Source organism: Pseudonocardia sp. EC080619-01 (assembly GCF_001420995.1).
Classification (GTDB): Bacteria; Actinomycetota; Actinomycetes; order Mycobacteriales; family Pseudonocardiaceae; genus Pseudonocardia.
This window is the reverse complement of sequence record NZ_CP012184.1, coordinates 1,006,602-1,031,941: the sequence shown is the minus strand read 5'-3', so window position 1 is coordinate 1,031,941 and position 25,340 is coordinate 1,006,602. Positions and strand designations below refer to the sequence as shown.

Sequence of the window (25,340 nt, the reverse complement as noted above, 5' to 3'; positions counted from 1 at the left end):
ACAAGGACCTCTCCTCATGCTGACCTGGCTGACCCTGGCCATGCTGGCCGCGTTCCTCGGGCTCGTCCTCTCCGGACGCGTGTCGGTGGTCGTGGCCCTGGTGGGCGTACCGATCGTGTTCGCCCTGCTCGCCGGTGCCGGTGGCGACCTGGGCGGGATCGTCGGTGACGGCATCGCCACCGTCGCCCCGACCGCGGCGCTGATCCTCTTCGCGGTGCTGTTCTTCAGCATCCTGCTCGACGCCGGCCTGTTCGATCCCCTCATCACCGTGCTCCGCCGGTTCGCGAGGGACGACCCGATGCGGGTCGTGCTCGCCACCGCCGTGCTGACACTGCTGGTCGCCGTCGACGGCGACGGCTCCTCGACCTACATCATCGTCGTCTCGGCGCTGCTGCCGGTGTACCGGCGTCTCGGGATGCGGGTCGAGCTCCTGGCCGTGGTCGCGGTGATGGCCGCGGGGACCGCGACGCTGCTGCCGTGGGGCGGACCGGTGATCAAGGCCGCGACCGCGCTCGACGTCGACGTCGTCGAGGTGTACGCGCCGCTGGTCGTCCCGCAGCTGGCCGGGGCCGCCGCCGTACTCGGGCTGGCCGCCGTGCTGGGCAGCCGCGAACGCAGCCGCCTCGGCGCTCCCCGTGAGCGGGTCGCCGTCGCGCCGGCCGCCGGTACCGATCCACCGAGCGCGGCCGTCCAGGGGGACGAGCCCGCCGAGCAGGATCTGCGACGGCCGCGCCTCGCCGTGGCGAACCTCGTCCTCGCGCTGGCGGTCATGGCGCCCTTGATCGCGGGCCGGGTCGAACCCGTCCTGCTGTTCGTCGCCGGCACCGTCGTGGCGCTGCTGCTCAACTATCCGGACCCGGCGACCCAGGCACGACTGCTGCGGCGCCACGCACCCAACGCGATCCCCGTCACCGTGCTGATCTTCGCCGCCGGGGTGTTCACCGGTGTGCTGTCCGGGACCGGGATGGCGGAGTCGCTGGCGACGTCGCTGGCGGCACTCGTGCCGCCCGACGCGGGCGCCGCGGTCCCGCTGGCCACGGCACTGCTGGCGTTCCCGCTCACGTTCGTCGTCCAGCAGGACACGTTCTACTTCGGTGTCCTCCCCGTGCTCAGTGGGGCCGCCGCCCAGTTCGGGGTGCCCGCCGAGGCCGTCGCCCGCGCGGCGGTGGTCGCGCAGCCGCTGCACGCCTACAGCCCCACGGTCGCCGCGCTGTTCCTGCTGCTGGGGCTCCTGCGCCTGGACTACCGCGCCATGGTGCGGCTGGGGGTGCCGTGCGGACTGGCCGTGTCGGCGGTCGTGCTGGCCGTCGCACTGCTCACCGGGGCGGTGCCGCTGCCGTGACCTCGCCCGATCTGCTCGTCGCCACCTCCCGGAGCATCGCGACGGCCGCCTCCTGGAGCGGGGAGAAGAACTTCGTCCGCCGGTGGAACAGCCCGATCCCCTCGACGAGGTTCGCGTCGCTGATCGTGACGCTCCGCAACCGCCCGGCGTCGACGTCGTCGGTGAGCACGTAGGACGGGGAGAAGCAGCACCAGCCGTTCGCGGCCACCGCCCGCTTCATGGCCTCGGCGTGGCCGAGCCGCATGACGTAGGTCAGCTCGCCGGCCCCGTGGCGGCGCAGCTGGTCGCCCAGCGTGCGGTCGAACGCCACACCGGCGGGGACGCCCACGAGCGGCAGGCCGGCGAGCTCGGCGAGGGTGATCGTGTCACCGTCCGGCGGGCCGCCGGGCGCGGCGGCGAGCACCAGCGGTTCCTCCCACAGCCGCTCGGCGTGCAGGGGCTCGGGATCGAGCTCGTCGGAGAAGGTGGCGACGGCGAAGTCGGCGTCGCCGGTGGCGACGCTGCGGAGCGCCGCTGCCGGCTCGCTGATGTGGACGGTGATGTCGGCACCGGGGCGTTCGTGGCGCAGCCCGGTGAGCAGCGGGGGCACGAGGTAGGTGCCGATCGCCATGCTCGTCGCGACGGTCAGCGACCCGGCGAGTCCCGCACCGAGGTTCTCGATGTCGCGGCGGACCTGGGCACTGCCGGCCAGCACGTCGGCCGCCCAGGCGTGGAAGCGCCGACCGGCCTCGGTCAGCGCGATGCGGCGTCCGTCCCGGACGAACAGCGGCGCGCCTGCCGCCTTCTCCAGGATGCGGAGCTGCGCCGACACCCAGGGCTGTGCCACGTGCAGCCGCTCGGCGGCGCGGGTCACGCCGCCCTCCTGGACCACCGTGCAGAACAGGTCGAGGCGGCGCAGCTGCAGCTGAAGCATACGAAAGAGCATATCGATTCATGGCTGGACTCGTAGTGGTGTTATGTGATGCGGCTCCCTAGCGTCCCTGACACCACCACGGACGAGGAGGTCTGCGATGAATCCGCTGTTCGGCGGCAACACCCTCAAGCTCGGACTGTTCTGCACCAACGGCTCCGGTGCGTCCCAGACCCTGGTGCCGGAGGCGTCGGAGACGTCGTGGGCCATGTCGTTGCGCACCGCCCGGGCGGCCGACCGGGCCGGCTTCGAGGCCGTCGTCCCCTTCGCCCGCTGGAAGGGCTACCCGGAGAACAGCCCCGGGCACCGGTCCGGACGCGTGATGGACCCCTTCACCTGGGCGGCGGGGATCGCCGCCGCCACCGAGAACATCGGCGTCCTCGCCACCTCGCACGCCCCGACGCTGCACCCGATCGTCGCCGCGAAGCAGGCGGCGACCGTCGACCACATCTCCGGCGGCCGGTTCGCGCTGAACGTGGTCGGCGGCTGGAACCGGCCGGAGCTGGAGATGTTCGGCGCTCCGCTGCGTGAGCACGACGAGCGCTACGACCACCTCGCCGAATGGCTGCAGGTGACGCGCAGGCTCTGGACGGAGACCGGCGAGTTCGACTTCCACGGCAGCTTCTTCGACGTCGTCGGCGGTGTGTCGGAACCGAAGCCGGTGCAGCCCGCGATCCCGATCATGAACGCCGGTGGGTCCCCGCGGGGGATGCGGTTCGCCGCCGAGCACGCCGACCTGTGCTTCGTGATCGTGCACTCCGAGGACGAGGACGAGATCCGCGACCAGATCCAGGGCTACAAGCAGATGGCCCGCGACGAGTTCGGCCGCGAGGTCCGCGTCTGGACCCACACCGCGGTCGTGCAGCGGGACACCGGGGCCGAGGCCGAGGCGTACTACCGGCGGTTCTCGGTCGAGCAGGAGGACACCGGGAGCGTCGACGCCTGGATGCGACTCCAGGGGGCGAACACCCAGGTGATGCCCCCGGCCGTGCTGGCGGCGATGCGGCAGCGCTTCGCGGCGGGTGCGGGTGGGTTCCCGCTGGTCGGCACCGCGGAGACGATCTCCGAGCGGCTCGCGATGCTCAGCCGGGCCGGGATCGAGGGCGCGCTGCTGACCTGGGTGGACTACGACGCCGGGCTCGACGCCTTCACCCGCGAGGTGCTGCCCCGTCTCGAGGACGCCGGACTGCGCGCACCGGTGGGTCCGCTCGCGTCGTCGGCCGGCCACGCGGAACCGGCGGTGATCGCATGAGGCTCGCCCGCTTCCGCACCGCCTCCGGCGACGCAGGGTTCGGCATCGTCTCCGGCGACGAGGTCGTCCGGCTCGACCACCGTGTCGACACCTTCGGGTCCGCGCTCGCCCGGCTACCGGCGGACCGCCCCGACGACCCCCGGCTCCCGGTCGGCGAACTGCGCTGGGACCCGCCGATCGGGGACCACGCCAAGATCGTGTGCGTCGGCTTCAACTACGCGGCCCACGCCTCGGAGTCGGAACGCCCGGCCACCGACGGCCCGGACCACCCGACGCTGTTCACCCGGTTCGCCGACTCGTTCGTCGGTGCCGGGACCCCTGTCGTCCGGCCGGCCTCCGACGACACCCTGGACTGGGAGGGCGAGGCCGCACTGGTGATCGGGACCCCGGGCCGCCGGATCCCCGCCGAGGACGCCTGGCGGCACGTCGCCGGCGTCACCTGCATAGCCGAGAACAGCGTCCGGTCCTGGCAGCTGCACTCGAACCAGGCCACCGCGGGGAAGAACTGGCACCACAGCGGTGCTGTCGGCCCGTGGGTCACGACCGTCGACGAGGTCGGCACCGGACCGCTGCGCGTCACCACCCGCCTCAACGGGACGACGGTGCAGGACGACACGACCGACCGTCTCACCTTCGGGTTCGCCGAGCTGGTCGCCTACGTCAGCACCCTCACCCCGCTGCGGCCGGGGGACCTGATCGCGACCGGTACGCCGAAGGGAATCGGGTTCCGGATGGACCCGCCCCGGTTCCTGCGGCCGGGCGACGAGCTCGAGGTGGAGGTCTCGGGCGTCGGGACCCTGCGGCACGGCGTCGTCGACGAGGCCCGCACGACGGTGGAGGCGACCCGATGAAGCTCTGGACCGAGGACGACGTGCGTTCCGGGCCGACCCTGCCGCAGGTGATCGACTCGCTGGAGGCGGTGCTGTCCCACGAGGCCGCCGGCTCGGCCTGGAACCTCGACAAGACCATGACGACGTGGCCGCACGGCGACGCCCGCGGCAGCGCGCACGCGCTCGGTGCGCTCGACCGCGACGCCGACCTGGCGATCTTCAAGACGTGGGTCAACACCCCCACCGGTGCGAGCGCGCTGATGACGGTGTTCTCCGCCGGTGACGGCGCGACCCTCGGCGTCGCCGAGGCGGGTGCGGCCGGTGCGCTGCGGACCGCCGCGATCTCCGGCGTGGCGACGCGGGTGATGGCGGACCCGGACGCCGACGAGCTCGCCGTCCTGGGGGCGGGACGCCAGGCGCTGCGGCAGGTCGAGGCCGTCGCCGCGGTCCGCCCGCTGCGCCGGGTCCGGCTCTGGAACCGCACCACGGAGCGCGCGCACGCGCTGGCCGACCAGGTCCGCGGCGAGCTGGGGCTCGACGCGGTCGTCGCCGGCTCGGTCGGCGAGGCGACCCGGGACGTCCCGGTCGTCACACCCTTCACCGCCGACGGTGCGCTCGACCTCGCCTCGCTGCGCGGGCTGGTGCGCCGGCAGATCGAGTCGGGCTCGCACGGCGTCTCGGTCGGCGGCTCCACCGGGGAACCGTCGGCCCAGACCGTCGCGGAGCGGATCGAGGCGATCCGTGCCGTCGCCGCCGAGGTCGACGACGCCGTCCCGTTCCTGCCCGGGACCGGCTCGGCGAAGCTCGACGAGACCCTGGAGATCACCGCCGCCGCCCGGGACGCCGGCGCCGACGCGGCCCTGCTGATCACGCCGTACTACGCCCGCCCGACGCAGGAGGCGCTCTACACCTGGTACCGCACGGTCGCCGCGGAGTTCCCGGACCTGCCGATCGTGATCTACAACGTGCCGTCCCGGACGGCGGTCGACGTCGCCCCGGAGACCGTGGCCCGGCTGTTCGCCGACTGCGACAACGTCGTCGGCATCAAGGAGACCACCAAGGACTTCGAGCACTTCTCCCGCGTGCTGCACCTGTGCGGGCGGGAGCTGATGGTGTGGTCGGGCATCGAGCTGCTCGGACTCCCGCTGCTCGCCCTCGGCGGGGCCGGCTTCGTCTCCGCGGTGTCCAACCTGGCCCCGGCTGCCGTCGCGCGCATGTACGAGGCCTGGGAGGCGGGGGACCACGAGACCGCCCGCGAGCTCCACTACGGCCTGCACCCGCTGGTCGACCTGCTGTTCGTCGAGACCAACCCGGCCCCGGCGAAGTGGGTCCTGCACCAGCAGGGACACCTGGCGTCGGCGCACGTCCGCGCCCCGCTCCTGCCGTTGGGCGACGACGGCCTGCCCCGGGTCCGCGCCCTGCTCGACCAGGGCGCGGCGCTCCTCGGGCCGTCCTGAACCGACCCCGCCGACCTCACACAGGAGACCACCGTGAGCACGGACATCCTGACCAACGCGTTCTCCATGGCATCGCCCTCGCAGTCCTGGACCGGACTCTGGGCGCACCCCGAGTCCGAGGCCACGCGGTACACCACGCTCGACCACTGGGCCGATCTCGCGCGGACCGCGGAACGGGGCCTGATCGACGGCATCTTCCTCGCCGACGGCCTCGGCATCCACGACGTCTACCAGGGGGCGCCGGACGCGATCATGCGCGCCGGCGGGATGTTCCCGGTCAACGACCCGATGATGATGATCCCGGCGATGGCGGCGGCCACCTCGGACCTGTGCTTCGGCGTGACCGCCAACTCGACCTACGAACGGCCGTACCTGCTCGCACGCAGGTTCTCCACGCTGGACCACCTCACCGACGGCCGGGTGAGCTGGAACGTCGTCACCGGCATCCAGCCCTCCGCCGCGCGGGCGATGGGCGTCGAGCCGGTGCCCCACGACCAGCGCTACGACATCGCCGAGGAGTACATGGACCTCGTGTACCGGCTGTGGGAGGAGAGCTGGGAGGACGGTGCCGCCGTCCGCGACCGGGACCGCCGCGTCTTCACCGACCCCGCCCGCGTGCACCGTGTCAGGACCGAGGGCCGGTACGCGTGCGAGGCGTTCCACCCGTGCGAGCCGTCCCCCCAGCGCACGCCCTTCATCTACTCGGCGGGCGGGTCGCCCCGGGGGATGCGCTTCGCCGGGACGCACGCGGAGGCCGCGTTCATGTCGGTGAGCGACAAGGGGCACGCCCGGCGGCTCGTCGACGGGTACCGCGCGGCCGCGGTGGACGCCGGCCGCAGCGCCGACAGCGTGAAGGTCTTCAACGCGATCACCGTCGTCGTCGCCCCCACCGAGGCCGAGGCCCGGGACGTCGAGGCCCAGTGCCGCGAGTACAGCGACGGCGAGGGCAACCTCGCGATGCTCTCCGGGTTCATCGGCCAGGACCTCTCGAAGTACGGCTGGGACGACCCGGTCGAGCACGTCGAGAGCGACGCGATGCAGTCGGTGCTCGACGCGATGACCCGCCACAACGGTGGGCGGACCGTCCGGATCCGGGACATCGCCTCGTTCAGCGGTCTCGCCGGGAGCGAGGCCTACGTCGTCGGCTCGCCCTCCCAGGTCTGCGACGAGCTGATCTCCTGGGTCGACGGGACCGGCATCGACGGGTTCAACCTGCTCCGCACGATCGAGCCGGGCGGGCTCCGCGCCTTCACCGAGCTCGTCGTGCCGGAGCTGCAGGACCGCGGCCGGTACAAGACCGCGTACCGGCCGGGGACCTTCCGGGAGAAGATGTTCCCGCACGGGGGACCGCACCTGCCGGCCGACCACGTCGGCGCCCGGTACCGGCGCGGCGCCGCCCCGGCCCGCGAGCCGGTCTCGCGGTGAACGCCGTGGTTCCGCGCAGCGGTCCTCCGGCGCGGGGACGCACCATGATCGACGCACCCGTCACCACCGCGGTGATCACGGCGGGCGGACCGCCTGTCGCGGACGTCGCCGACCGGTTCACGACGAGCCTCACCGGGACCCGGCCGACCCGGATGACCACCGCGACCGGGTCGACCGACCTCGTCGCCGTCGCCCGCGACGCCGACGTCCTCGTGGTCGCCGCGGTCGTCCGTGACGGCGAGCTGCCCGTGGACCTGACCCGGGCGCTCGAGCGCCGGTCCGGCACCCGTCCGGCCGCAGGAGTGGCGTTCGCCCTGTGCGTGGCCGAACCGTCGGACCACACCGTCGTCGAGTGGCAGCTCAGGCCCGCACTCGTCGCCGCCGGTCTCGTCTGCCCCACACCGGGGTTGACGCTGCCGCCCCGCCAGGACGCCGGCCCTGCCATCTCCGCCGTGTGCCGCTACTGGCGGTTCACGGTTCCCGGACCGGTCGAGCAGGCCCGGCGGGCGCGGAGGGCCGCGGCATGACGGCGGAGACGCTCGCACCGGACGTCCTGCGCTCGGTGTTCGGTGCCTGCCCGTCGGGCGTCGTCGCCGTCTGCGGGACTGTCGCGGGGGAGCCGGTCGGCATGGCGATCAGCACCTTCGTCCCGGTGTCGCTGGACCCTCCGCTCGTCGCGGTCTGCGTCCAGCAGAGCTCCAGGACCTGGCCGGTGCTCCGCGAGGTCCCCGTCCTCGGCCTCAGCGTCCTCGCGCATCCGCACGAGCACGCGGCACGTTCCCTGGCGGCCCGCAGCGGCGACCGGTTCGCCGGGATCGCGACCTCGGCCACCGGGGGAGCGGTGCACCTCGACGGCAGCGTCGCGCAGCTCACCTGCTCCGTCGACGGCGAGACCGTCACCGGTGACCACCTCCTCGTGCTGCTGCGGGTCCACAGCGCACGTTCGAACGACGACGCCGACCCGCTGGTCTTCCACCGCAGCGGCTTCACCGGCGTCCGTACCCACGGAGAGGAACGCACATGACCACCACTGACGTGCCCCGTGCCGGCTCCGGCGCCCGCGCCGTCGACACGTCGGGCGCGGGATCGGCACGGCCCACCCCCTGGGCCCCGCTGAAGATCACCGCGGCGGAGATCCGGGAGACCGTCGAACGGCTGTCGGAGGGACCCACCCCCGCCGACGGCCGGCGTTCGGCGGCGCTGGTCCATCCCGAGTCGACGTCCGGACGCAGCTTCGCCCCCGGGGTCGAGGTCGTCGTCGAGGTGTTGCTGCCCGGCGAGCGGACGACACCCGTGCGGCGCAACTCCAGCCTCGTCCAGATCGGTCTCGAGGGCACCGGGAGCATCCAGGTCGGGGACACGACGCTGGAGCCGGCCACCCGCGACGTGGTCACCGTGCCCTCGATGAAGCCGCACCGGTTCGTCAACACCGGCGACCGGCGATGGGTGCGGCTGGCCTACTCGAACGCTCCGCTGCTCGAGTTCCTCGGCACCCACTTCCGGGAGGAGCTCGCCGAGGACTGGGTCCCCGGGGTACCGGTCGACGGGCCGATCGACATGGAGGAGGCCGACGACGTCGCCGACCGCGGCACCGCACCGGACCACGAGGTCTCGCCGACCGGGGCGCGCCTGCGCGGTTACGAGTACCTGGTCGACATCGAGCCCGTCCCGGACCGGGCGCTGCACTGGCCGTACCGGGCGGTCGCGGACCTGATGTCGCAGACCCTCGGCGACGGCAGGCGCACGATCATGGCGCTGTACAACCCGGCGACCGAGCGCCGGCAGGGGGCTACCGGCAGCTTCTTCGTCACGCTCTCCCGGATCCCGCAGGGGGTCCGGCAGCGTCCGGAGGGCCCGGGGCACCGGCACAGCTCGGTCGCCATCAACTACCACGTCGAGGGCACCGGCTACTCCGTCGTCGACGGGCAGCGGATCGACTTCGGCCCCGGCGACCTGCTGCTCTCCGCGCCCTCCTGGCGGGAGCACGCGCACTACCCGAGCGACAGCGGACTCACCGTCTACACGGTCCAGGACCACCCGCAGCACATCGGCATGGAATCGCTGATCTGGCAGGAGGACCTCGGTGGGCCGATCCTCGCGCTCGGGCTGGAGAAGGGTCAGACCGGCTACGTCGCCCCGCGGAACTGGGACGACGAGTGAGCACCTCCCTCGCCGCCGGTGACACGGTCCGGCCCGACGACGCCCTCGCGCTGGCCGGGACCGGACGCCACACCGGCGCCGGGCACGGCGTCGACGTCGCCGACCCGGCGACCGGCGCCGTGCTCGCCACCCTCACCGACGACGACACCGACGACGCCCGCCGCGCCGCCGACACCGCGGCCGAGGCGTTCGCCGGGTGGGCGGCGACTCCACCGAGGACCCGGTCGGACGTCCTCGTGGCGGCCCACCGGCTGATGATCGAGCGCGCCGACCGGCTCGCCGCCCTCGTGTCCTCGGAGAGCGGCAAGTCCCGGGGCGACGCCCGCGCGGAGATCACCTACGCCGCCGAGTTCCTCCGCTGGTTCGCGGAGGAGGCGGTGCGACCGGACGGACACTTCGGCACCGCCCCCGACGGCCGCAGCACCACCGTCGTCACCGCGCAGCCGGTCGGGGTCGCCGCACTCGTCACCCCGTGGAACTTCCCCGCGGCGATGGTCACCCGCAAGGTCGCCCCCGCGCTCGCCGCGGGCTGCACCGCCGTGCTCAAGCCCGCGGCGGAGACGCCGCTGACCGCCCTGGCGATCGCCGGCCTCCTCGGCGAGGCCGGGGTCCCGGACGGTGCGGTGCAGGTGGTGGTCACCTCGCGGCCCGGTCCGGTGGTCGCGTCCCTGCTCGACCATCCGGCGGTGCGCAAGCTGTCGTTCACCGGTTCCACGGGCGTCGGCCGCCTGCTGCTCCGCCAGGCTGCCGACCGCGTGGTCACCAGCTCGATGGAGCTGGGCGGCAACGCACCGTTCGTCGTCTGCGCCGACGCGGACGTCGAGGCGGCCGTGGCGGGAGCGGTGATCGCGAAGCTCCGCAACGCCGGGCAGGCCTGCACCGCGGCGAACCGCTTCCTCGTCCACGCCGACGTCGCCGACGCGTTCACCGATGCACTCGCCACGGCGTTCGACGCCCAGCGGGTCGGCCCGGCGACCGATCCCGCGAGCGACATCGGGCCGCTCATCGACCACCGTGCCGTCGCACGGATCCAGGGCCGTGTCGACGACGCGCTGGGACGCGGCGCCGTCCTGGCGAACCGGCCGGGGCCGGTACCGGACGCCGGGTCGTACCTCGCTCCGATGGTGCTGCGCGACGTCCCCGCGGACTCGGCCCTGGTCGTGGAGGAGACCTTCGGCCCGGTCGCCCCGATCCTCACCTGGCGCGAGGTCGACGACGTCGTGCGGTCGGCGAACTCCACCGAGTACGGGCTGGCGGGTTACGTCTTCTCCGGCGACACCGCGGCGGCCCTGCGACTCGGGCGGGCCCTGCGATGCGGGATGGTCGGGATCAACCGGGGAGTCGTCTCCGATCCCGCGGCGCCGTTCGGTGGGATGCGCCGGTCCGGGATGGGCCGGGAGGGTGCGCGGGACGGGATCCGGGCCTTCCAGGAGACCCAGTTCCTGTCCGTGGCGGGGATCTGAGGGCGGGGCTCCGGCCCGGCGAGCCGCGCGGTCCGGATCGGTGCGCTCGTCCGGGTGATCAGGTATCGGAACCGTGTCGTCGGGGTCCGGTTTCGGGGCCGGTGGCTGGCAGGGTGGCACCTACCGGCGGACCCTCGTCCAGAGAGGTGCCGGAGCGCAGCCGGTCATGGCTCGCGGACCAGAGGAGAGAGCGTCGATGTCGCAGCCGTACCCCAGCCATCCCGTGTCCAGGCCGCCCGAGGGCAGCCGGATCGCCGCCATTCTCGCCCACCTCTCGGCGCCGATCGCCGCGGTGCTGAGTGCCGGGCTGCTGAGCCTGCTCGGCCCGCTGCTGGTCTGGCTGGTCAAGAAGGACGACCCGTTCGCACGCAGGGCCGCCGCCGGGGCGTTCAACTTCAACCTGTCGTTCTGGGTGCTCTTCCTGCTCAGCTGGGTGCTGATCTTCACCGTGGTCGGGATCCTCGTCGCTCTCCCGCTCATGCTCGTCCTGTTCGTGGTCTCCGCGTGGTGCCACATCAAGGGAGCGATCCGGGCGTCGAACAACGAGACCTACGACTACCCGTTCCAGCTCCGGGTGCTGTCCTGAACCAGGGCGGCGCCGGGGATTCTCGGCCCACCGCGGATTCGAGGACAGGTGAGTCCCCGTTCAGAAGCGAGTGGGCCTCTGAGATGTGCGTCCGGAGGATCCGACCGCGATAGGCTGCATGCATGAGTGCCGAGCGGGACGAGTTGCACGAGCTCGTCGATCAGGTGCCGGATCACGAGGTACCGGCGGCCCTGGCCGACATGCGTCGGCACGTGGTCGCGGCGGACGGTCCGTCATGGCCGCCGGCGTTCTTCGGCGCCGGGCGTGCTGAGCGCCGGGATGTCGCGGCCCGTTCCGAGGAGATCCTGGACGAGGGCTTCGGCCGACCCGCGTGATCGTGTGTGACACGGGGCCCCTCGTCGCAGCGGCCCTGGCAGAGGACGACCACCACCATGCCTGTGTCGAGTTGTTCACCGGACTGCACCTTGCCGGGCGGGCGCTACTCGTTCCTCCGACGGTCGTGGCCGAGGTCGGGTACTTGCTTGCCCGGGAGGCGGGCGCTGCGGTCGAGGCGATGTTCCTCGACTCGATCGCCGACGGCGACTTCCGCGTGGCCGATCTTCTTCCGGACGACTACCGGCGTGCGGCGGACCTCGTCCGGCGGTACAGGGATCTCCCGCTCGGTACCACCGATGCGACGGTCATCGCGTTGACCGAGCGGCTGGGGCTGACCGAGGTCGCAACTCTGGATCGGCGGCACTTCGCCGTGGTCCGTCCGCAGCATGTCGACGGGCTCGTCCTGCTTCCCTGATCGGGACGACGACACCGGACGTCGTATCAGGGGATGTGCAGGTACATGTCGTGAATCTGCACGGCGATGGTGCAGTGCGTGCGACCCTGCAGGTGTGGACACCGCTGCGGCGCGCGCCCGTCTCGACGCCGCGGTGCGGGAGCGGGACCAGATCAGAAAATCCTTGGACGACGCCGACCTGACGATGCGGCGGGCGATCCGGGACGCGGCCGCCGCCGGTGTCTCGCAGGTCGAGCTCGCCGAGCTGACCGGGCACCACCGCAACACCGTCCGCCGGATCCTCGACGGCGAGCGGATGCCGTGAGCCGGGGCCGGCCGGGACGGTCCGTCCCGGCCGGCCGCGTGCTCAGTCGGCGAGCGTGCTGATGGCCTGGGCCCACAGGAAGTACTTGTTGGTGCCCAGGTCGCGGACGGTCGTGATGCCGAAGGCGTCCTTGAGGTGCTTCGCGTCCCCCTCGGAGACGCCCTGCAGCGCGTCGACCGGTGCGTCGGCCAGCTCGGCGATGCTCTTGCCCTCGTAGGCCTTGTCGACCTTGCTCGCGATGTCGCCCATCGTGGTCCTCCCGTCCACGGCGGCCGGAGCGGCCGCGCCCGATTGCGTGCCCTGGTCACCCTTGCAGCGAGGACCGGGCCGGTGCGGACGCACTCGGTGAACGGTAGATCGACCGGTCACGGCCGGGCGGGGGCCGGTTGCCGCCGCGTCCACGGCCACGTGATCGCGCTCCACCCCACCGCGACGAGCGCGAGCTCCACGACCAGGTACCAGGGCCAGGGGCCCAGCAGGTCCAGCAGCGAGGCGTTCGACGGCGGCCGGGCCAGGAACCCGTAGTTCGTGCCGGCGAGCAGGTTGAACGGCAGGACGACCGCTGCCCAGCCCACCGTGATCGCCAGGGTCACGCGCATGCCCCGCCACGTCGGCCGCACCCCGGCGCCCCAGGTCAGGTAGACGGCGGTCCAGGTGACGAGCAGGTGCAGGACCCAGAAGTGCAGGAACGCGACGTGCGGGAAGTCCGGGGCGTCGGTGGCCGGGGTGAGCAGCGCCTGCGGGGTCAGCGTCAGGCCCCAGTAGTACAGCGGCGCGCACGCCCAGGCGCGCCGCGTCCACAGCGCGTAGGCGGCGGTGATCCAGGACAGGTCCGACAGCTGCAGCGGCAGGGAGATCTGCACGTCGAACGTGCCGGGGGTGAGCAGGCGCAGCTGCAGCGGCACCAGCAGGACGAGGATCGTGACGGCGAACGCCCGGCAGAACGTGCGCTCGGCCGGGCTCCCGCGCAGCCGCCGGCCGACCGCAACCAGCACGACCGCGCCGAGCACGCCGACGGTCAGTGCGCTCCAGTGCGTCGGGCCGTAGGGCACGAAGACGCCGGTGTCTCCCATGTGCCGATCATCCCGGTGCCCGTCGCACCGTGGTGGGGGAGGTGCCTCCTGATGGCGCGCGCCCGGAGCGGGCTCGACCATTGATAAATCCTGAGCATCAATACGCTGCCGGCTTCATTTGAAGCCCTCCTGCGCCACTTCGTAGCGTCCGGAGCGTTCCGGTCGCTGGACGAGGGAGTCCATGTGGGTAAGAGACGCAGCATCCACCTCGAGGGCTTCGCCCACGAGAACCCGGTCCCGGCGGCATGCCGGGTAGGTGACCTTCTCGTCACCGGTGCCATCCACGGCGGGGGCCGCGGAACGGTCGCCGACGACTTCCCCGCCGAGCCCGGTGAGCAGGTCCGGGTGATGTTCGACCGCGTGGCCCGGCTGCTCGGGTCCGAGGGCGGTTCGCTCGACGACGTCGCCAAGTTCTCGATCCGGGTGTCCGGGGCCGGTGCACGCGCCGCGCTGAACGAGCAGTGGGTCGTCCTGTTCCCCGACCCGGACTCGCGGCCGGCCCGTCAGGTCACGGTCGGGACGACCCAGCCGCACATCCTCGTCCAGTGCGAGGTCCTCGCCGTGCTCACCACCGACGGAGGTCGTGATGCCTGACTACGCCCACTTCGACGACGACACGCGGGAGCCCGCGCAGCCGGCACCGGCGCTGGCCTGCGACAGCCAGACCCACATCTTCGGTGCCCCGGACCGGTTCCCGACCCGGCCGGAGGCCGCGTACGTGGTCCACGACGCGACCGTCGAGGCGATGCTGGCGATGCACAAGAAGCTCGGCATCGAGCGCGGGGTCATCGTCCAGTCCACGGCGTACGGCAGCGACCACGACGCACTGATCGATGCCCTGAGGATCGCCGGCCCCGCCTACCAGGGCTGCGGGGTGGTGAACGACGACGTCAGCGACGAGCACCTGGGCCGGATGCACGAGGCCGGTGTGCGGGGTGCTCGCTTCAACTTCCACCCGAAGCTCAGGAACGCGCTCCCGACACCGGAGCAGGTCCGCCGGGCGGCGGCCAGGGTGGTTCCGCTGGGCTGGCACCTGAAGCTGCACATGAACGGGATCGACCCGCGTGAGGTCACCCCGTTGCTCGAACAGGTCGAGGCCGACGTCGTCATCGACCACATGGGCCCCCTGCAGTACGCCCACGGCCTCGACGATCCGCACTTCCGGCACGTCTGCGACCTGCTCGACCGGGGCAACTGGTGGATCATGCTGTCCAACGGCGACCGTCGCTCGGTCGCCGGGTACCCCTGGGACGACGCGACCGGCTATGCCCGCGCCTACATCGAGCGGGCGCCGGAGCGGGTGCTGTGGGCGACCGACTGGCCGCACCCGCTGCACACCGGTCCGGTTCCCAACGACGGCGACCTGATGGACCTGCTGGCCCGGTACGCACCCGATCCTGCGCTCCGGGAGCAGATCCTCGTCACCAACCCCGGACGTCTGTTCCGGTTCCAGGACGGTGGCGGCCGATGACCAGCGGGGACACGACCTCCCGTGCGGGGACGTCCGCCGAGGGGCGGCTGACCGGCCGCGACCGGAAGTCGCTGGGAGCGGCGGTCCTCGGCTGGACCGTCGACATGTACGACCTGCTCGTCATCCTGCACGTGGCGAGCTACGTCTCGGCCGCGTTCTTCCCCTCCGAGGGGAGCCCGATGCTGGGCCTGACGGCCACCTACGCGGCGTTCGCGATCAGCCTCGTCGTCCGGCCGCTCGGGGCGCTGGTGTTCGGGTCGATCGCCGACCGCGCCGGGCGACGTCCCGCGATGGCGATCGCGGTCATCGGCGCCGGCGTGTCGACCGCGGCGATGGGATTCCTGCCGGGGGTCGCGACGATCGGTGTGGCGGCCCCGGTCCTGCTGCTGGCCCTGCGCGTCGTCCAGGGACTCTTCGTCGGTGGCATCACGGCCTCGACGCACACGCTGGCCACCGAGACACTCCCCGAGCGATGGCGCGGGATGGCGGCGGGCCTGATCAAGGGTGGCGGTGCGAGCCTCGCCGTGGTCCTGATCAACCTCCTCGTGATCGGCCTGGTGGCGGTGCAGGGGCAGGAGACCTTCGCGGCCTGGGGCTGGCGCGTGCTGTTCGTCGTCGCGCTCCTCGGGTCCGTGGCGAACTATCTCGTCCTGCTGCGGGTCGAGGAGTCCCCCGCCTGGGTCGCACGCCGGGCGGGCGCGGCCGGCCGGCCTGCCGATCCGAGTCCGGTGCGGGCCCTGTTCTCGGCCCGGTGGCGCATGCTCGTGCTGACGACGATCGTCATCGTGTTCACGGCCTCGGCGCCCTACTACCTGACCACGGGCATCCTGCCGACGGTGTACAAGCAGTCCCTGGGGTTGTCACAACAGGCGGCCAGCGCCTTCCTCATCATCAACGTGGTCCTGTCCGCAGCCGTCGCGGTGGTGTGCGGGCACCTGAGCCAGCGGGTGGGACGGCGCCCGGTCTTCGTGGCGTCCGGGATCGCCTGCCTGGTGTGCATCCCCGGCCTGTACCTCGTGATGTCGGGACGGCCGTCGGACTGGGTGCTGCTGCTCTGTGGGGCGGTCATGGTCATGACGTCCGGTGCGATCAGCGCCCCGCTGATCATCTTCGTCAACGAGCTCTTCCCGACCGAGGTCAGGTCGACCGCGACCGCGTTCTCCTGGAACGTCGGGTACGGGCTGAGCGGGATGCTGCCCACCTTCGTGACGGCGGTGAGCAGCGGACCGGGGGCGATCATCCCGGTCCTGATCGTGACCAGCCTCGTCATCGCCGCCGGGTTCCTGCTGATGATGGTGCGGACCAGGGAGACCCGTGGTGCACTCGACGCCGCGTGACCTACCGGAGCCAGCCGAGCCGCCGCGCCTCCCGCTGGACGGTGTCGGCGAGCAGGTGGACACCGGCGGATGCGTCCGCGCGATGGACGAGGCGGACCGGCAGCACCGCGGCCTCGTCGGCCACGGGGACGAAGCCGACCCCGGGCGGATGGGCGAGCCGGGCGGACGCCGGCAGGAGCGCGATCGCGTTCTTCTGCCGTCGCAACGCCATCATCCGGTTGCCCGGCGCAGTGTTGCGGACGGTCTGCGGAACGACACCGGCGTCGGCGAGCACCGCGTCGATGAGGGCCTGGTACCCGGGGGCGAGCGAGGTCGGGGTCATGACGAAACGCTCGTCGCGCAGGTCGGCCAGGTGGACGAGCCCCCGAGTCGCCAGCTCGTGGGTCTCCTCGACGGCGACGACGAGGCGTTCCCGGCGCAGCAGGATCGAGACCAGCTCGTCGTCGGCCGGATCGAAGCGGACGAGCCCGATGTCCCACCGGCGTCGTCGCAGTCCGTCGAGGACGTCGCGCTCCCACGCCTCGACGGCCTCGAACGCCAGGTGCGGCAGTGCCTCCTCGACGTGGCCCAGCAGGACCGGCACGGCCTCGTAGCCGACGCTCAGGGTGTAGGCGATCTCGAGGGCGCCACGCGCCCCGTCCGCGGTCTCCCGGGCCCGGGCCACCGCGGAGTCGAGCCGCCGGAGGACGTCGGCGACCTCGACGGCGAACTCCTCGCCGGCGGCCGAGAGCCGGACGTTGCGGGTGTCCCGGACGAACAGCTGGACCCCGGTCCGACGCTCCAGGCGCTTGATCCGCTGGCTCAGGGCGGGCTGCTCGATGTGCAGTCGCGCCGCCGCACGGGCGAAGTGCTTCTCCTCCGCCAGCACCACGAAAGACCGCAGCACGGCGACGTCGACATCCACGCCGTGACCGTACCGACCGCCCGCCGTGACGGCGGGCGCCGAACGAAGGAGGCCCCTGGTGGCAGCCGACCCGACATCCCGATTGCGCGGCTCGATCGCGCCGCTCGTCACGCCGTTCCACGACGACGGCGCCGTCGACCACGCGACGCTGCGCGCCCTGATCGACCACCACGTCGAGCAGGGCAGCCACGGCATCTCGGTGACCGGTACGACGGGTGAGCCGGGAGCGCTGACCCTCGACGAGCGGCTGGAGACGATCGAGGTCGCCGCGGAGTCGCTCGACGGCCGGCTGCCGTTCGTGCCGGGCACCGGGATGCACCAGCTCCCGGAGACGATCGCCATCACCCGCCGTGCGGCCGAGGTGGGGGCCGATGCCGCGCTGGTCATCGTCCCCTACTACGCGCGCCCCACCCAGGAGGGTCTCTACGCCTGGTACAGCGCGGTCGCCGAGGCGGTCGACATCCCGATCGTCATGTACAACATCCCCTCCCGGACCGGCGTCGAACTCGCGCCGGAGACGGTCGGCCGCCTCTACCGCGACGTCCCGAACATCGTCGGGATGAAGGAGGCGAGCCCCGACTTCGCCCACGCGAACTTCGTGCTGCGCGAGACCGGGCCCGAGTTCCTGCTGTTCTCCGGCCTGGAAGCACTGTGTTTCCCGCTGCTGGCCATCGGCGGTGCCGGCTTCATCAGCGTCACCGCCAACCTCGTGCCCCGCGAGATCGCCCGCATGTACGACGCGGTGGCCGAGGGCAAGTGGGACGAGGCCCGCGAGCTGCACTACCGCCTGCTCGACCTCAACGACGTCGTGCTCACCGAGACGAACCCGACAGCGGTCAAGTGGCTGATGTCGCAGGTCGGCCGGATCGGCCCGGCCCTGCGCGCCCCGCTGGTGCCGCTCTCGGAGGCCGGGCAGGTCCGGGTCCGCGCCGCTGCGTCGTCGTGGGGCCTGTTGGACGGTGTGCGATGACGGGCTGGCAGCCGGTACCGGAGCGGATCGAGACGCTGCTGTCGTCGGTCACCACCGCCACGCTGGCCGGCCAGCTCCTGTCCCGAGGCCTGCGCGACCAGTTCATCGCCGGTGCCGTACCGGTCGCGCGGGGCCGGCGGATGGTCGGCGCCGCCTGGACGGCCCGGACCATCCCGTCCCGCGAGGACCTCGACGGGCTCTGGCCCGGCTCGAAACCGGTCCCCTCGCCCGGGGTGTCCCTGTTCGATGTCGTCGAATCGACCCCCGAGGGCGGCGTGCTCGTCATCGACGGCCGCGGCGATCACCGCACCGCGACCGGCGGCGACATCCTCGTCGAGCGCCTCCGGGTGCGGGGCGCCCGCGGCCTCGTGACCGACGCCGGCGTGCGCGACGTCGCCGGCGTGTCCGGGACCGGACTGCCGTGCTGGTCCGCCGGCGCGACCGCGAATGTGAGCCGGGCGTTCCTGCGCGTCATCGAACAGGACGTGCCGATCGGGTGCGGAGCGACGGCGGTCTTCCCCTCCGACGTCCTGGTGGGCGACGACGACGGGGTGATCGTGATCCCGCGTGCCATGGCCGAGGAGGTCGCCGAGGCCGCGGCCGAGCAGGACCGGCTGGAGGAGTTCATCGCGCAGAAGGTCCGCGACGGCGCCCCGCTGCGCGGCACCTACCCGCCCTCGCCGGAGCTGCTGGCCGAGTTCCGGGAGCGGACACGGTGACCACGGGCCCGCTCGACGGCGTCCTGGTCGCCGACTTCAGCCGGGTCCTCGCCGCTCCCTACCTGACGATGCTGCTCGGCGACCTCGGAGCCGACGTGGTCAAGGTCGAGCGCCCCGGCACCGGCGACGACACCCGCTCCTGGGGGCCGCCCTGGGCGGGGGACGAGGCCACCTACTTCCTGTCGGTGAACCGCAACAAGCGGTCGGTACAGCTGGACCTGAGCCGTCCCGAGGACCGTGCCTCGGCCCGCGAGCTCGCACGCAGGTCCGATGTGGTCATCGAGAACTTCCGCCCGGGGACGATGGCCCGTTACGGCCTCGACGAACGGACACTGCGCACGGACGCCCCCGGGCTGGTCTACTGCTCGATCTCGGGCTTCGGCACGGGTCCCGGCGCGTCCCTGCCCGGCTACGACCTGCTCGTCCAGGCCCTCGGGGGACTGATGAGCGTCACCGGCGCCGCCGCGGGACACCCGAACAAGGTCGGCGTCGCCCTGGTCGACGTCCTGTGCGGACTGCACGCCGGCCTCGGCGTGCTGGCCGCCCTGCGGCACAGGGACCGCACCGGCCGTGGCCAGCTGGTCGAGGTCGACCTGCTCTCCACCCTGCTGTCCAGCATGGTCAACCAGGCCGGCGCGCATGCGATGACCGGCGCCGTACCCGGGATCCTCGGGAACCGGCACCCCTCGATCGCCCCCTACGAGGTGTTCCCCGCCGCCGACCGGCCGATCGCACTGGCCGTCGGGACCGACCGCCAGTTCCGGAGCCTCGCCGGCGCACTCGACCTCGGTGACCTGGCGGACGACCCCCGCTTCGCCACCAACTCCGCCCGCGTCGCCCACGTCGACGAACTCGCCGGTCTCCTCGCGCCTCGGCTGGCCGCCCGAACAGCCGACGACTGGTTCGACACCCTGACAGCCCGGGGGATCCCGTGCGGGCCGGTCAACGACCTCGCCGAGGCGTTCCGGCTCGCCGCCCGACTGGGGCTCGGCCCCACGGTCCCGGTCGGTGACCGGGAGCTCGTCGCCGACCCCATCCGGCTGGGCACGACGCCGGTCACCTACCGGCGCCCACCGCCACGTCTCGGGGAACACACCGAGGAGATCGGTCGATGGCTCGCCCCGCACGGAGAGGAAACATGCCGATGACCGTCGTCGCTCCGGGGGCTCTGACGCCCGAGCAGACCTACAAGCTGCTCTGCGGGATCGTCGTGCCCCGGCCGATCGCCTGGATCACCACGGCCTCTCCGACCGGCACGGTGAACCTCGCCCCGTTCAGCTGCTTCACCTTCGTCTCGAACGCGCCGCCCATGGTCGGCATCAACATCGGCCGCAAGTCCGGCCGACGCAAGGACACCGGACACAACATCCACGAGACCGGCGAGTTCGTCGTCCACATCCCCGACGAATCCATGATCGAACCCGTCCACCTCAGTGCCGTCGAGCATCCGCCGGGTGACAGCGAGGTCGAGCTGCTCGGTCTGGAGACGGTCGCCTCGCAGCACGTGGGCGTGCCCCGGCTCGCCGCACCCGCGGTCGCCCTGGAATGCCGGCTGCACTCGTCCACCGCCTACGGCAGCACCGGCGCCGAGTTCGTCGTCGGCGAGGTGCTGGCCTTCCACGTGCGCGACGGCCTGCTGGAGGACAACAAGATCGACACACAGGCGCTCGCGCCGATCGCACGCGTGGGCGGACCGGTCTACGCCGGACTCGGCGAGATGACCCGGATGACGCCGATCGCGCAGACCCCCAAGACCGTTCTCACCACGGAGGGCCCCCGATGACCCGTCCCATGACCGACCCGCTCGAGCTCGTCGACCTGCACGCCTCGCTCAGCGACACCGAACGGGACATCACGTCCGCGGTCGCGGCGTTCCTGACCGACCGCGCCCGGCCCCACGTGGGGGAGTGGTTCGACGCCGGCACCTTCCCCCGCGACCTCGTCCCGGAGCTCGGCAAGCTCGGGTTGCTCGGCATGCACCTGGAGGGCTACGGCTGCGCCGGGACCAGCGCCGTCGAGTACGGCCTGGCGTGCATGGAACTCGAGGCGGTGGACAGCGGCCTGCGCAGCTTCGTGTCGGTTCAGGGCTCGCTGTCGATGTACTCGATCCACCGCTGGGGATCGGAGGATCAGAAGCAGGAATGGCTGCCGCGGCTGGCCGCCGGTGAGGCCGTCGGCTGCTTCGCCCTGACCGAACCCGACCACGGCAGCGATCCCGCCGGTATGCGGACCCGCGCCGTGCGCGACGGCGGGGACTGGGTCCTCGACGGCACGAAGATGTGGATCACCAACGGGGGGATCCCCGACGTCGCCACCGTCTGGGCGCGGACCGAGGACGGCATCCGGGGTTTCCTGGTTCCGCGGGGGACTCCCGGCTTCACCACCCGGGACGTCACGAACAAGATGTCGCTGCGCGCATCCGTCACGTCCGAGCTGGTCCTCGACGGCGTCCGCCTGCCCGACTCGGCGCAGCTGCCCGGCGCGAGGGGCCTGCGGGGCCCGCTGTCCTGCCTGAACGAGGCACGGTTCGGCATCCTCTTCGGCGCCGTCGGCGCCGCCCGTGACTGCCTGCAGACCGCGATCGACTACGCCACCACGCGTGTCCAGTTCGGCCGGCCCATCGGCGGTTTCCAGCTCACGCAGGAGAAGCTCGCGGACCGGGCCCTGGCGCTGAGCACGAGCGCGCTGCTCGCCCTGCACCTGGGCCGGCTCAAGGACGCCGGGACGCTACGTCCCGAGCAGGTCAGCGTCGGCAAGCTCAACAACGTCCGGGAGGCGATCAGCACCGCACGCGAGTGCCGCACCGTCCTCGGCGGGAGCGGCATCACCGTCGAGTACTCCCCGCTGCGTCATGCGGCGAACCTGGAGTCCGTCCTGACCTACGAGGGCACGTCCGAGGTGCACCTGCTCACCGTCGGCCGCGCCCTCACCGGGCTCGACGCCTTCGCCGGCTGACCCGGACCGCCGGCCACCGCGCCGGCGGTCCGGGTCAGCCGTGGCCCAGGCAGCCCCGCCCGATCGCCCGGGCCCGTTCCCGCACCGGCTGCGGCCCGAGGACGACGTCCGGCAGCACCGTCCCCGGCCCCAGCGGCACGTGGTCGCCGTACGGGGCCGCCCCGCCGGCGAGCGGTGCGGCGACCAGCAGGTGCGTGCCGGGCGGGACGCGGAGGGCGAAGCGGCCGTCGTCGCCGGTGGTGACCCGGTCGAACTGCCGGCCCGCCCGGTCGACCACGGTGACCGTCGCCGCGGTGGGACCACCCTCGGGCCCGCGGACCCGCCCGACGGCCGCCGGGTCCGGGAGCAGGCCGGGCGCCTCCAGGAGCGCGGGCAGTTCGGCCGCGAGCAGCCCGGCCTCCCGGGCGAGCGCGGCACCCGGGCCGTGCCCACCGGCCGGTCCCACCAGCAGGTCGACGACGGCCGCGCAGCTCCCCGCGGGAACGGGCCGCCCGGCGACGGCGGACGACACGAGCTCCGCGAGCCGCGCGCAGGCCCCGGTCAGCGCGGCCGTCCCGGGCACGCCCTCGGCCGAGCGGGCGAGCCGCCGGGCGTGGTCGGCGACCGCGGTGCAGGCGGTCAACTCGCGCACGACGTCGTCCTGGGCGGAGCCCAGCCAGGTCCGGGTGAGCGGGCGCCCGAGGAGCATCGCCTGGTGCAGGGCCGCGTCGAGCGCGCGGGAGCAGGCCCGCAGGTCCTCCGGCGGTCCCGGCCGCCGCAGCGCGCGGTCGGTGGCGGCCAGCAGCTCGGCGAGGGCGTCGAGCAGCCCGCGGCGGGCCTCGTCGGCCGCGGACCGGGTGCGGGTCGGCAGCACCAGGACCGACACCGCGCAGCCGATCAGGCCGCCCAGGACGGTCTCCTCCAGGCGCAGCACCATCAGGTCCACCGAGAAGCTGCCGAGCAGCGCGTACAGCTCACCCAGCATCAGGGTGATGAAGAAGATCATCAGCGCGTAGGACAGCCGGAACAGGTACAGCGCCCCGAAGATGCTGACGAGGATCACCGGCAGCACGACGGCGACGTCCGGGCCGAGCACCGGGACCAGCACGATCGCCCCGACCAGGCCGATCATCGTGCCGACGGCGCGGTGCGCGGACTTGCGGACGGTCTCGGCGACGGTCGCGGTGCCGGTGAAGGCGATGAACGCGGCCAGCACCGCCCAGTAGTAGCGCTGCTCCGAGAGCGCGTCCCCGGCGGCGATCGCGAGCGCCGTCGCGATGGTGACCTGCACGGCCTGACGGGTGGTCAGCGAGAGCCGTGACGCGGGCCGGTCCGCCTCGGGCGGCCGGTGCAGCCGGGTGACGGTGCCGGCCGAGCCGGGGAGGTTCCCGCCGAACAGCTGCACCGCGGGCGCGAACTCCACCGCGTCGGCGTCGGCGTCGTGCGGCTCCTCGCCGGTCCGGCCCGGATCGCGTGCCCCGGCCGCCCGGGTCCACTCGGCGCGGGCGGAGGCGAGGACGGCCGCATCGACGGCCAGGCGCTGCGGTCCCGGCCCCGTCGCGCCGGTGGCCCGGTCGGCGAGCTCCTGCACGGTGTCCCACCGGCCCCGCCACAGTGCCGTCAGGATCGTGCGGGCCCCGTCGTCGTGGGTGACGGCGGTGGGCCCGACCCGGGCCAGGGCGGTCGCGGCCAGCTCGGCGTCGAAGACGGTGCGACGCACGGTGCGGGCGGTGTCGTCGTCGGTGACGGCGGCGGGCGTGCCCAGCTGCCCGTCGATGACCAGCGCGGACTCGTTGATCCGCACGAGCAGGCTGCGCAGCCGGGTCTCGGCACGGGTCCGCTCGGCCGTGCCCGGGGCTTGGTCGGCGAGCAGGAGGACGGTCCCGGCGAGACCGGCCAGCCGGGCCTCGAACGAGCGCAGCATCCGGCGCAGCACGCGGTCGTTGCGGATCGGCAGCAGGACCAGCGTCAGCAGGAGCACCCAGGCGATCGCGACGACGACCGCCTCCGCCACCCCGGGCAGCATCTCCGGGCGCAGGTTCAGGAACAGGGCGAAGAAGTAGCCCATGAACCCGCCCATGCCGCAGACGAAGAACCGCATCCCGAAGCGCCGGACCCAGACCGCCACGAACACGACCGCGACGAACGTCACCAGCGACGCGAGCCGGTTGCGGTCGACGAGCAGCGCGACGCCCATCCCGGCCAGCATCGCCAGCGGCAGGCAGCACAGGGTGAGGGCCTGCCCGCCACGGGTCGCGTCGACGACGCCGAACGAGGCGAGCATCGCGACGACCGCGCCGAGCATCATCGGGACCAGCGGGGGAGCGCCGGTCACGCTCGCGACGAGGTACTCCACCCCGAGCGCCGAGGCGATCGCCAGGACCGCACGCGCTGCCGACACGAGCCGGACGAGCCCGGGGTCGGAGGCGACGAACCGGTCGCGGGCGCGTCGCAGGCGGCCGGGGACGATCGCGTCGGACGTACGTCCCTCGCCGACCTCCACCAACCGTTGCACATGCTAACTATATGACGGTTCGTGATCGTCTCGCACGCCGCCCGGAGGACGGGACCTCACCGGTGGTGCGGGACGGGCACCGGGGGCTGCCCGGGCCTGCAGTTCGTGATCGTGCCGGGCCCGCGGAGCTCGACGTTCACCGCGGCGACCCAGCTCCCGGTCGCGGTGCGGAGCCAGCTGGAGCTGCGCTCGCCGGTGTCGGTGGTGGTCGCGCGGCCGATCTCGCCGCAGCGGATCTCGACGTCGTCGCCCACGGGCAGCCGCCCGACCGGGTCGCCCGCGGTGGACGGCGCGGCGCGCAGCGCGACGCCGGTCGGGGCCACGTCGGCGCGGGCACCGGCGGTCCACGGCCTGATCGGGACGGGGACGGGTGCCGGCTCCGTCCGGACCGCGGCCTCCGCGGGCGGTCGCGAGAGGACCCAGCCCGCGGTGCCGACGGTCCCGAGAAGGACGACGACCACCGCCGCCGTCACCATCACCACCGACGTCACGGCGCGCCGTCGCCGCGGTCCGGGCGGGGGTCCGGCGGGGGCCGCCGGCTCCGGGGCCGTGGGTACGACGGGGCCGTCGGGTTCGCGGGCGGCGGCGGGTGCGCGGGCGCCGAGGGAGGCGGGCCCGTACGGCACGGCGGCGGTCAGGACCGCCCGCCAGCCCCCGGACGGAGCCTCCCGCAGGGCGGTGGCGAGCGCACCGGCGCGGTCGGCGTCGCCGCCGAACATCGCGGGGAAGTCCGCCGCGAGGGCGCGGTACAGCCGGGCGGCCTCGTCGGCGGCGGCCTCGGCCTCGGCCCGCCGGCCCTCCGCGCCCCGCCGGACGGCGAGGTCGTCCATCCGCGCGGCCCGCTCGGCCGCGGCCAGGTGATCGACGTGCTGATCGGTCACGGACCGCTCCCTCCCCGGCGCCCCTGTGCCCGTACCCGCCTTACGACGCACCCCGG

Annotated in this window: 27 protein-coding genes; 21 read left to right on the top strand and 6 right to left on the bottom strand. The window is 73.2% G+C overall.

All coding sequences use genetic code 11. The features are described 5' to 3' along the window. Positions 1 to 16: 16 nt before the first annotated feature. Entirely contained in the window at positions 17 to 1,342 is a 1,326-nt protein-coding gene (locus AD017_RS04740; protein WP_060573126.1) for a citrate:proton symporter, read from the top strand. Here the strand turns inward: AD017_RS04740 and AD017_RS04735 are convergent. Then, entirely contained in the window at positions 1,317 to 2,255 is a 939-nt protein-coding gene (locus AD017_RS04735) for a LysR family transcriptional regulator (RefSeq protein WP_060573125.1), read from the bottom strand. The two genes, AD017_RS04740 and AD017_RS04735, sit on opposite strands and share 26 nt — an antisense overlap. Before the next feature lie 97 nt (positions 2,256 to 2,352). Here AD017_RS04735 and AD017_RS04730 point away from each other — a divergent pair, with 97 nt between their 5' ends. From AD017_RS04730 to AD017_RS04675, 12 genes are all read left to right on the top strand, one after another. After that, positions 2,353 to 3,504 (top strand): LLM class flavin-dependent oxidoreductase, encoded by a 1,152-nt coding sequence (locus tag AD017_RS04730; RefSeq protein ID WP_060573123.1) that lies wholly within the window; start codon positions 2,353 to 2,355, stop codon positions 3,502 to 3,504. Then, on the top strand, positions 3,501 to 4,355 hold the full coding sequence (locus AD017_RS04725; RefSeq protein WP_060573121.1) for a fumarylacetoacetate hydrolase family protein: 855 nt from the start codon (positions 3,501 to 3,503) through the stop codon (positions 4,353 to 4,355). Before AD017_RS04730 ends, AD017_RS04725 begins: the two co-directional genes overlap by 4 nt. Continuing rightward, the gene (dapA, locus tag AD017_RS04720) at positions 4,352 to 5,791 is read left to right on the top strand and encodes a 4-hydroxy-tetrahydrodipicolinate synthase (protein WP_369821661.1); all 1,440 of its coding nucleotides are present in this window, start codon (positions 4,352 to 4,354) and stop codon (positions 5,789 to 5,791) included. Before AD017_RS04725 ends, dapA (AD017_RS04720) begins: the two co-directional genes overlap by 4 nt. Positions 5,792 to 5,824: 33 nt before the next feature. Then, positions 5,825 to 7,216: an NtaA/DmoA family FMN-dependent monooxygenase gene (locus tag AD017_RS04715; protein WP_082399060.1), complete on the top strand. Its 1,392-nt coding sequence runs from the start codon at positions 5,825 to 5,827 to the stop codon at positions 7,214 to 7,216. 44 nt (positions 7,217 to 7,260) lie between these two features. Continuing rightward, positions 7,261 to 7,743 carry a hypothetical protein gene (locus AD017_RS04710; protein WP_060573119.1) on the top strand — a complete coding sequence of 161 codons (483 nt, stop codon included), beginning with the start codon at positions 7,261 to 7,263 and terminating at the stop codon, positions 7,741 to 7,743. Then, the gene (locus tag AD017_RS04705) at positions 7,740 to 8,240 is read left to right on the top strand and encodes a flavin reductase family protein (protein WP_010240640.1); all 501 of its coding nucleotides are present in this window, start codon (positions 7,740 to 7,742) and stop codon (positions 8,238 to 8,240) included. The genes AD017_RS04710 and AD017_RS04705 overlap by 4 nt, the downstream gene beginning before the upstream one ends. Next, complete coding sequence (locus tag AD017_RS04700) at positions 8,237 to 9,376, top strand: cupin domain-containing protein (RefSeq protein ID WP_060573117.1); 1,140 nt, start codon at positions 8,237 to 8,239, stop codon at positions 9,374 to 9,376. Before AD017_RS04705 ends, AD017_RS04700 begins: the two co-directional genes overlap by 4 nt. Continuing rightward, complete coding sequence (locus AD017_RS04695; protein ID WP_145982658.1) at positions 9,373 to 10,839, top strand: NAD-dependent succinate-semialdehyde dehydrogenase; 1,467 nt, start codon at positions 9,373 to 9,375, stop codon at positions 10,837 to 10,839. The genes AD017_RS04700 and AD017_RS04695 overlap by 4 nt, the downstream gene beginning before the upstream one ends. Positions 10,840 to 11,035: 196 nt before the next feature. Continuing rightward, positions 11,036 to 11,425: a DUF4870 domain-containing protein gene (locus AD017_RS04690; protein WP_010240632.1), complete on the top strand. Its 390-nt coding sequence runs from the start codon at positions 11,036 to 11,038 to the stop codon at positions 11,423 to 11,425. Positions 11,426 to 11,547: 122 nt separating this feature from the next. Continuing rightward, complete coding sequence (locus AD017_RS04685) at positions 11,548 to 11,760, top strand: hypothetical protein (RefSeq protein WP_060573115.1); 213 nt, start codon at positions 11,548 to 11,550, stop codon at positions 11,758 to 11,760. Further along, positions 11,757 to 12,176, top strand: coding sequence for a type II toxin-antitoxin system VapC family toxin (locus tag AD017_RS04680; RefSeq protein WP_060573113.1), 420 nt, complete (start codon positions 11,757 to 11,759; stop codon positions 12,174 to 12,176). Before AD017_RS04685 ends, AD017_RS04680 begins: the two co-directional genes overlap by 4 nt. Positions 12,177 to 12,270: 94 nt before the next feature. Next, the gene (locus AD017_RS04675; RefSeq protein WP_060573111.1) at positions 12,271 to 12,480 is read left to right on the top strand and encodes a helix-turn-helix domain-containing protein; all 210 of its coding nucleotides are present in this window, start codon (positions 12,271 to 12,273) and stop codon (positions 12,478 to 12,480) included. Between the two features lie 42 nt (positions 12,481 to 12,522). On the opposite strand, the gene AD017_RS04670 is transcribed toward AD017_RS04675, so the two are convergent. Continuing rightward, complete coding sequence (locus AD017_RS04670) at positions 12,523 to 12,729, bottom strand: hypothetical protein (protein WP_060573109.1); 207 nt, start codon at positions 12,727 to 12,729, stop codon at positions 12,523 to 12,525. A 116-nt stretch (positions 12,730 to 12,845) separates the two neighbouring features. Continuing rightward, positions 12,846 to 13,553, bottom strand: a complete 708-nt coding sequence (locus AD017_RS04665; protein WP_060573108.1) for a TIGR02206 family membrane protein — start codon at positions 13,551 to 13,553, stop codon at positions 12,846 to 12,848. 183 nt (positions 13,554 to 13,736) lie between these two features. On the opposite strand from AD017_RS04665, the gene AD017_RS04660 reads away from it, so the two are divergent. The 3 genes from AD017_RS04660 to AD017_RS04650 are packed head-to-tail and all read left to right on the top strand — an operon-like array spanning position 13,737 to position 16,361. After that, entirely contained in the window at positions 13,737 to 14,147 is a 411-nt protein-coding gene (locus AD017_RS04660; protein ID WP_060573106.1) for a RidA family protein, read from the top strand. Further along, positions 14,140 to 15,024 (top strand): amidohydrolase, encoded by an 885-nt coding sequence (locus tag AD017_RS04655; protein WP_060573104.1) that lies wholly within the window; start codon positions 14,140 to 14,142, stop codon positions 15,022 to 15,024. Before AD017_RS04660 ends, AD017_RS04655 begins: the two co-directional genes overlap by 8 nt. Next, complete coding sequence (locus AD017_RS04650) at positions 15,021 to 16,361, top strand: MFS transporter (protein ID WP_060573102.1); 1,341 nt, start codon at positions 15,021 to 15,023, stop codon at positions 16,359 to 16,361. The genes AD017_RS04655 and AD017_RS04650 overlap by 4 nt, the downstream gene beginning before the upstream one ends. 1 nt (position 16,362) lies before the next feature. Here AD017_RS04650 and AD017_RS04645 read toward each other — a convergent pair whose 3' ends face one another. After that, a complete protein-coding gene (locus AD017_RS04645) occupies positions 16,363 to 17,265 on the bottom strand; it encodes a LysR family transcriptional regulator (protein ID WP_060573100.1) in 903 nt (300 codons plus the stop codon). 58 nt (positions 17,266 to 17,323) lie between these two features. On the opposite strand from AD017_RS04645, the gene dapA (AD017_RS04640) reads away from it, so the two are divergent. Genes dapA (AD017_RS04640) through AD017_RS04620 form a run of 5 tightly spaced genes read left to right on the top strand, consistent with a single transcriptional unit; the run spans position 17,324 to position 21,909 of the window. Then, positions 17,324 to 18,235, top strand: a complete 912-nt coding sequence (dapA, locus tag AD017_RS04640; protein WP_193427374.1) for a 4-hydroxy-tetrahydrodipicolinate synthase — start codon at positions 17,324 to 17,326, stop codon at positions 18,233 to 18,235. Next, positions 18,232 to 18,954: a hypothetical protein gene (locus AD017_RS04635; protein WP_060573098.1), complete on the top strand. Its 723-nt coding sequence runs from the start codon at positions 18,232 to 18,234 to the stop codon at positions 18,952 to 18,954. Before dapA (AD017_RS04640) ends, AD017_RS04635 begins: the two co-directional genes overlap by 4 nt. Continuing rightward, the gene (locus AD017_RS04630) at positions 18,951 to 20,102 is read left to right on the top strand and encodes a CaiB/BaiF CoA-transferase family protein (RefSeq protein WP_060573096.1); all 1,152 of its coding nucleotides are present in this window, start codon (positions 18,951 to 18,953) and stop codon (positions 20,100 to 20,102) included. Before AD017_RS04635 ends, AD017_RS04630 begins: the two co-directional genes overlap by 4 nt. Continuing rightward, complete coding sequence (locus AD017_RS04625; RefSeq protein WP_060576230.1) at positions 20,099 to 20,737, top strand: flavin reductase family protein; 639 nt, start codon at positions 20,099 to 20,101, stop codon at positions 20,735 to 20,737. Before AD017_RS04630 ends, AD017_RS04625 begins: the two co-directional genes overlap by 4 nt. Next, a complete protein-coding gene (locus tag AD017_RS04620; protein WP_202968829.1) occupies positions 20,734 to 21,909 on the top strand; it encodes an acyl-CoA dehydrogenase family protein in 1,176 nt (391 codons plus the stop codon). Before AD017_RS04625 ends, AD017_RS04620 begins: the two co-directional genes overlap by 4 nt. 34 nt (positions 21,910 to 21,943) lie before the next feature. Here AD017_RS04620 and AD017_RS04615 read toward each other — a convergent pair whose 3' ends face one another. Both AD017_RS04615 and AD017_RS04610 read right to left on the bottom strand, forming a co-directional pair. Next, on the bottom strand, positions 21,944 to 24,403 hold the full coding sequence (locus AD017_RS04615; RefSeq protein ID WP_145986078.1) for an FUSC family protein: 2,460 nt from the start codon (positions 24,401 to 24,403) through the stop codon (positions 21,944 to 21,946). Between the two features lie 56 nt (positions 24,404 to 24,459). Continuing rightward, on the bottom strand, positions 24,460 to 25,284 hold the full coding sequence (locus AD017_RS04610) for an SH3 domain-containing protein (protein WP_060573089.1): 825 nt from the start codon (positions 25,282 to 25,284) through the stop codon (positions 24,460 to 24,462). Between the last annotated feature and the right edge of the window lie 56 nt (positions 25,285 to 25,340).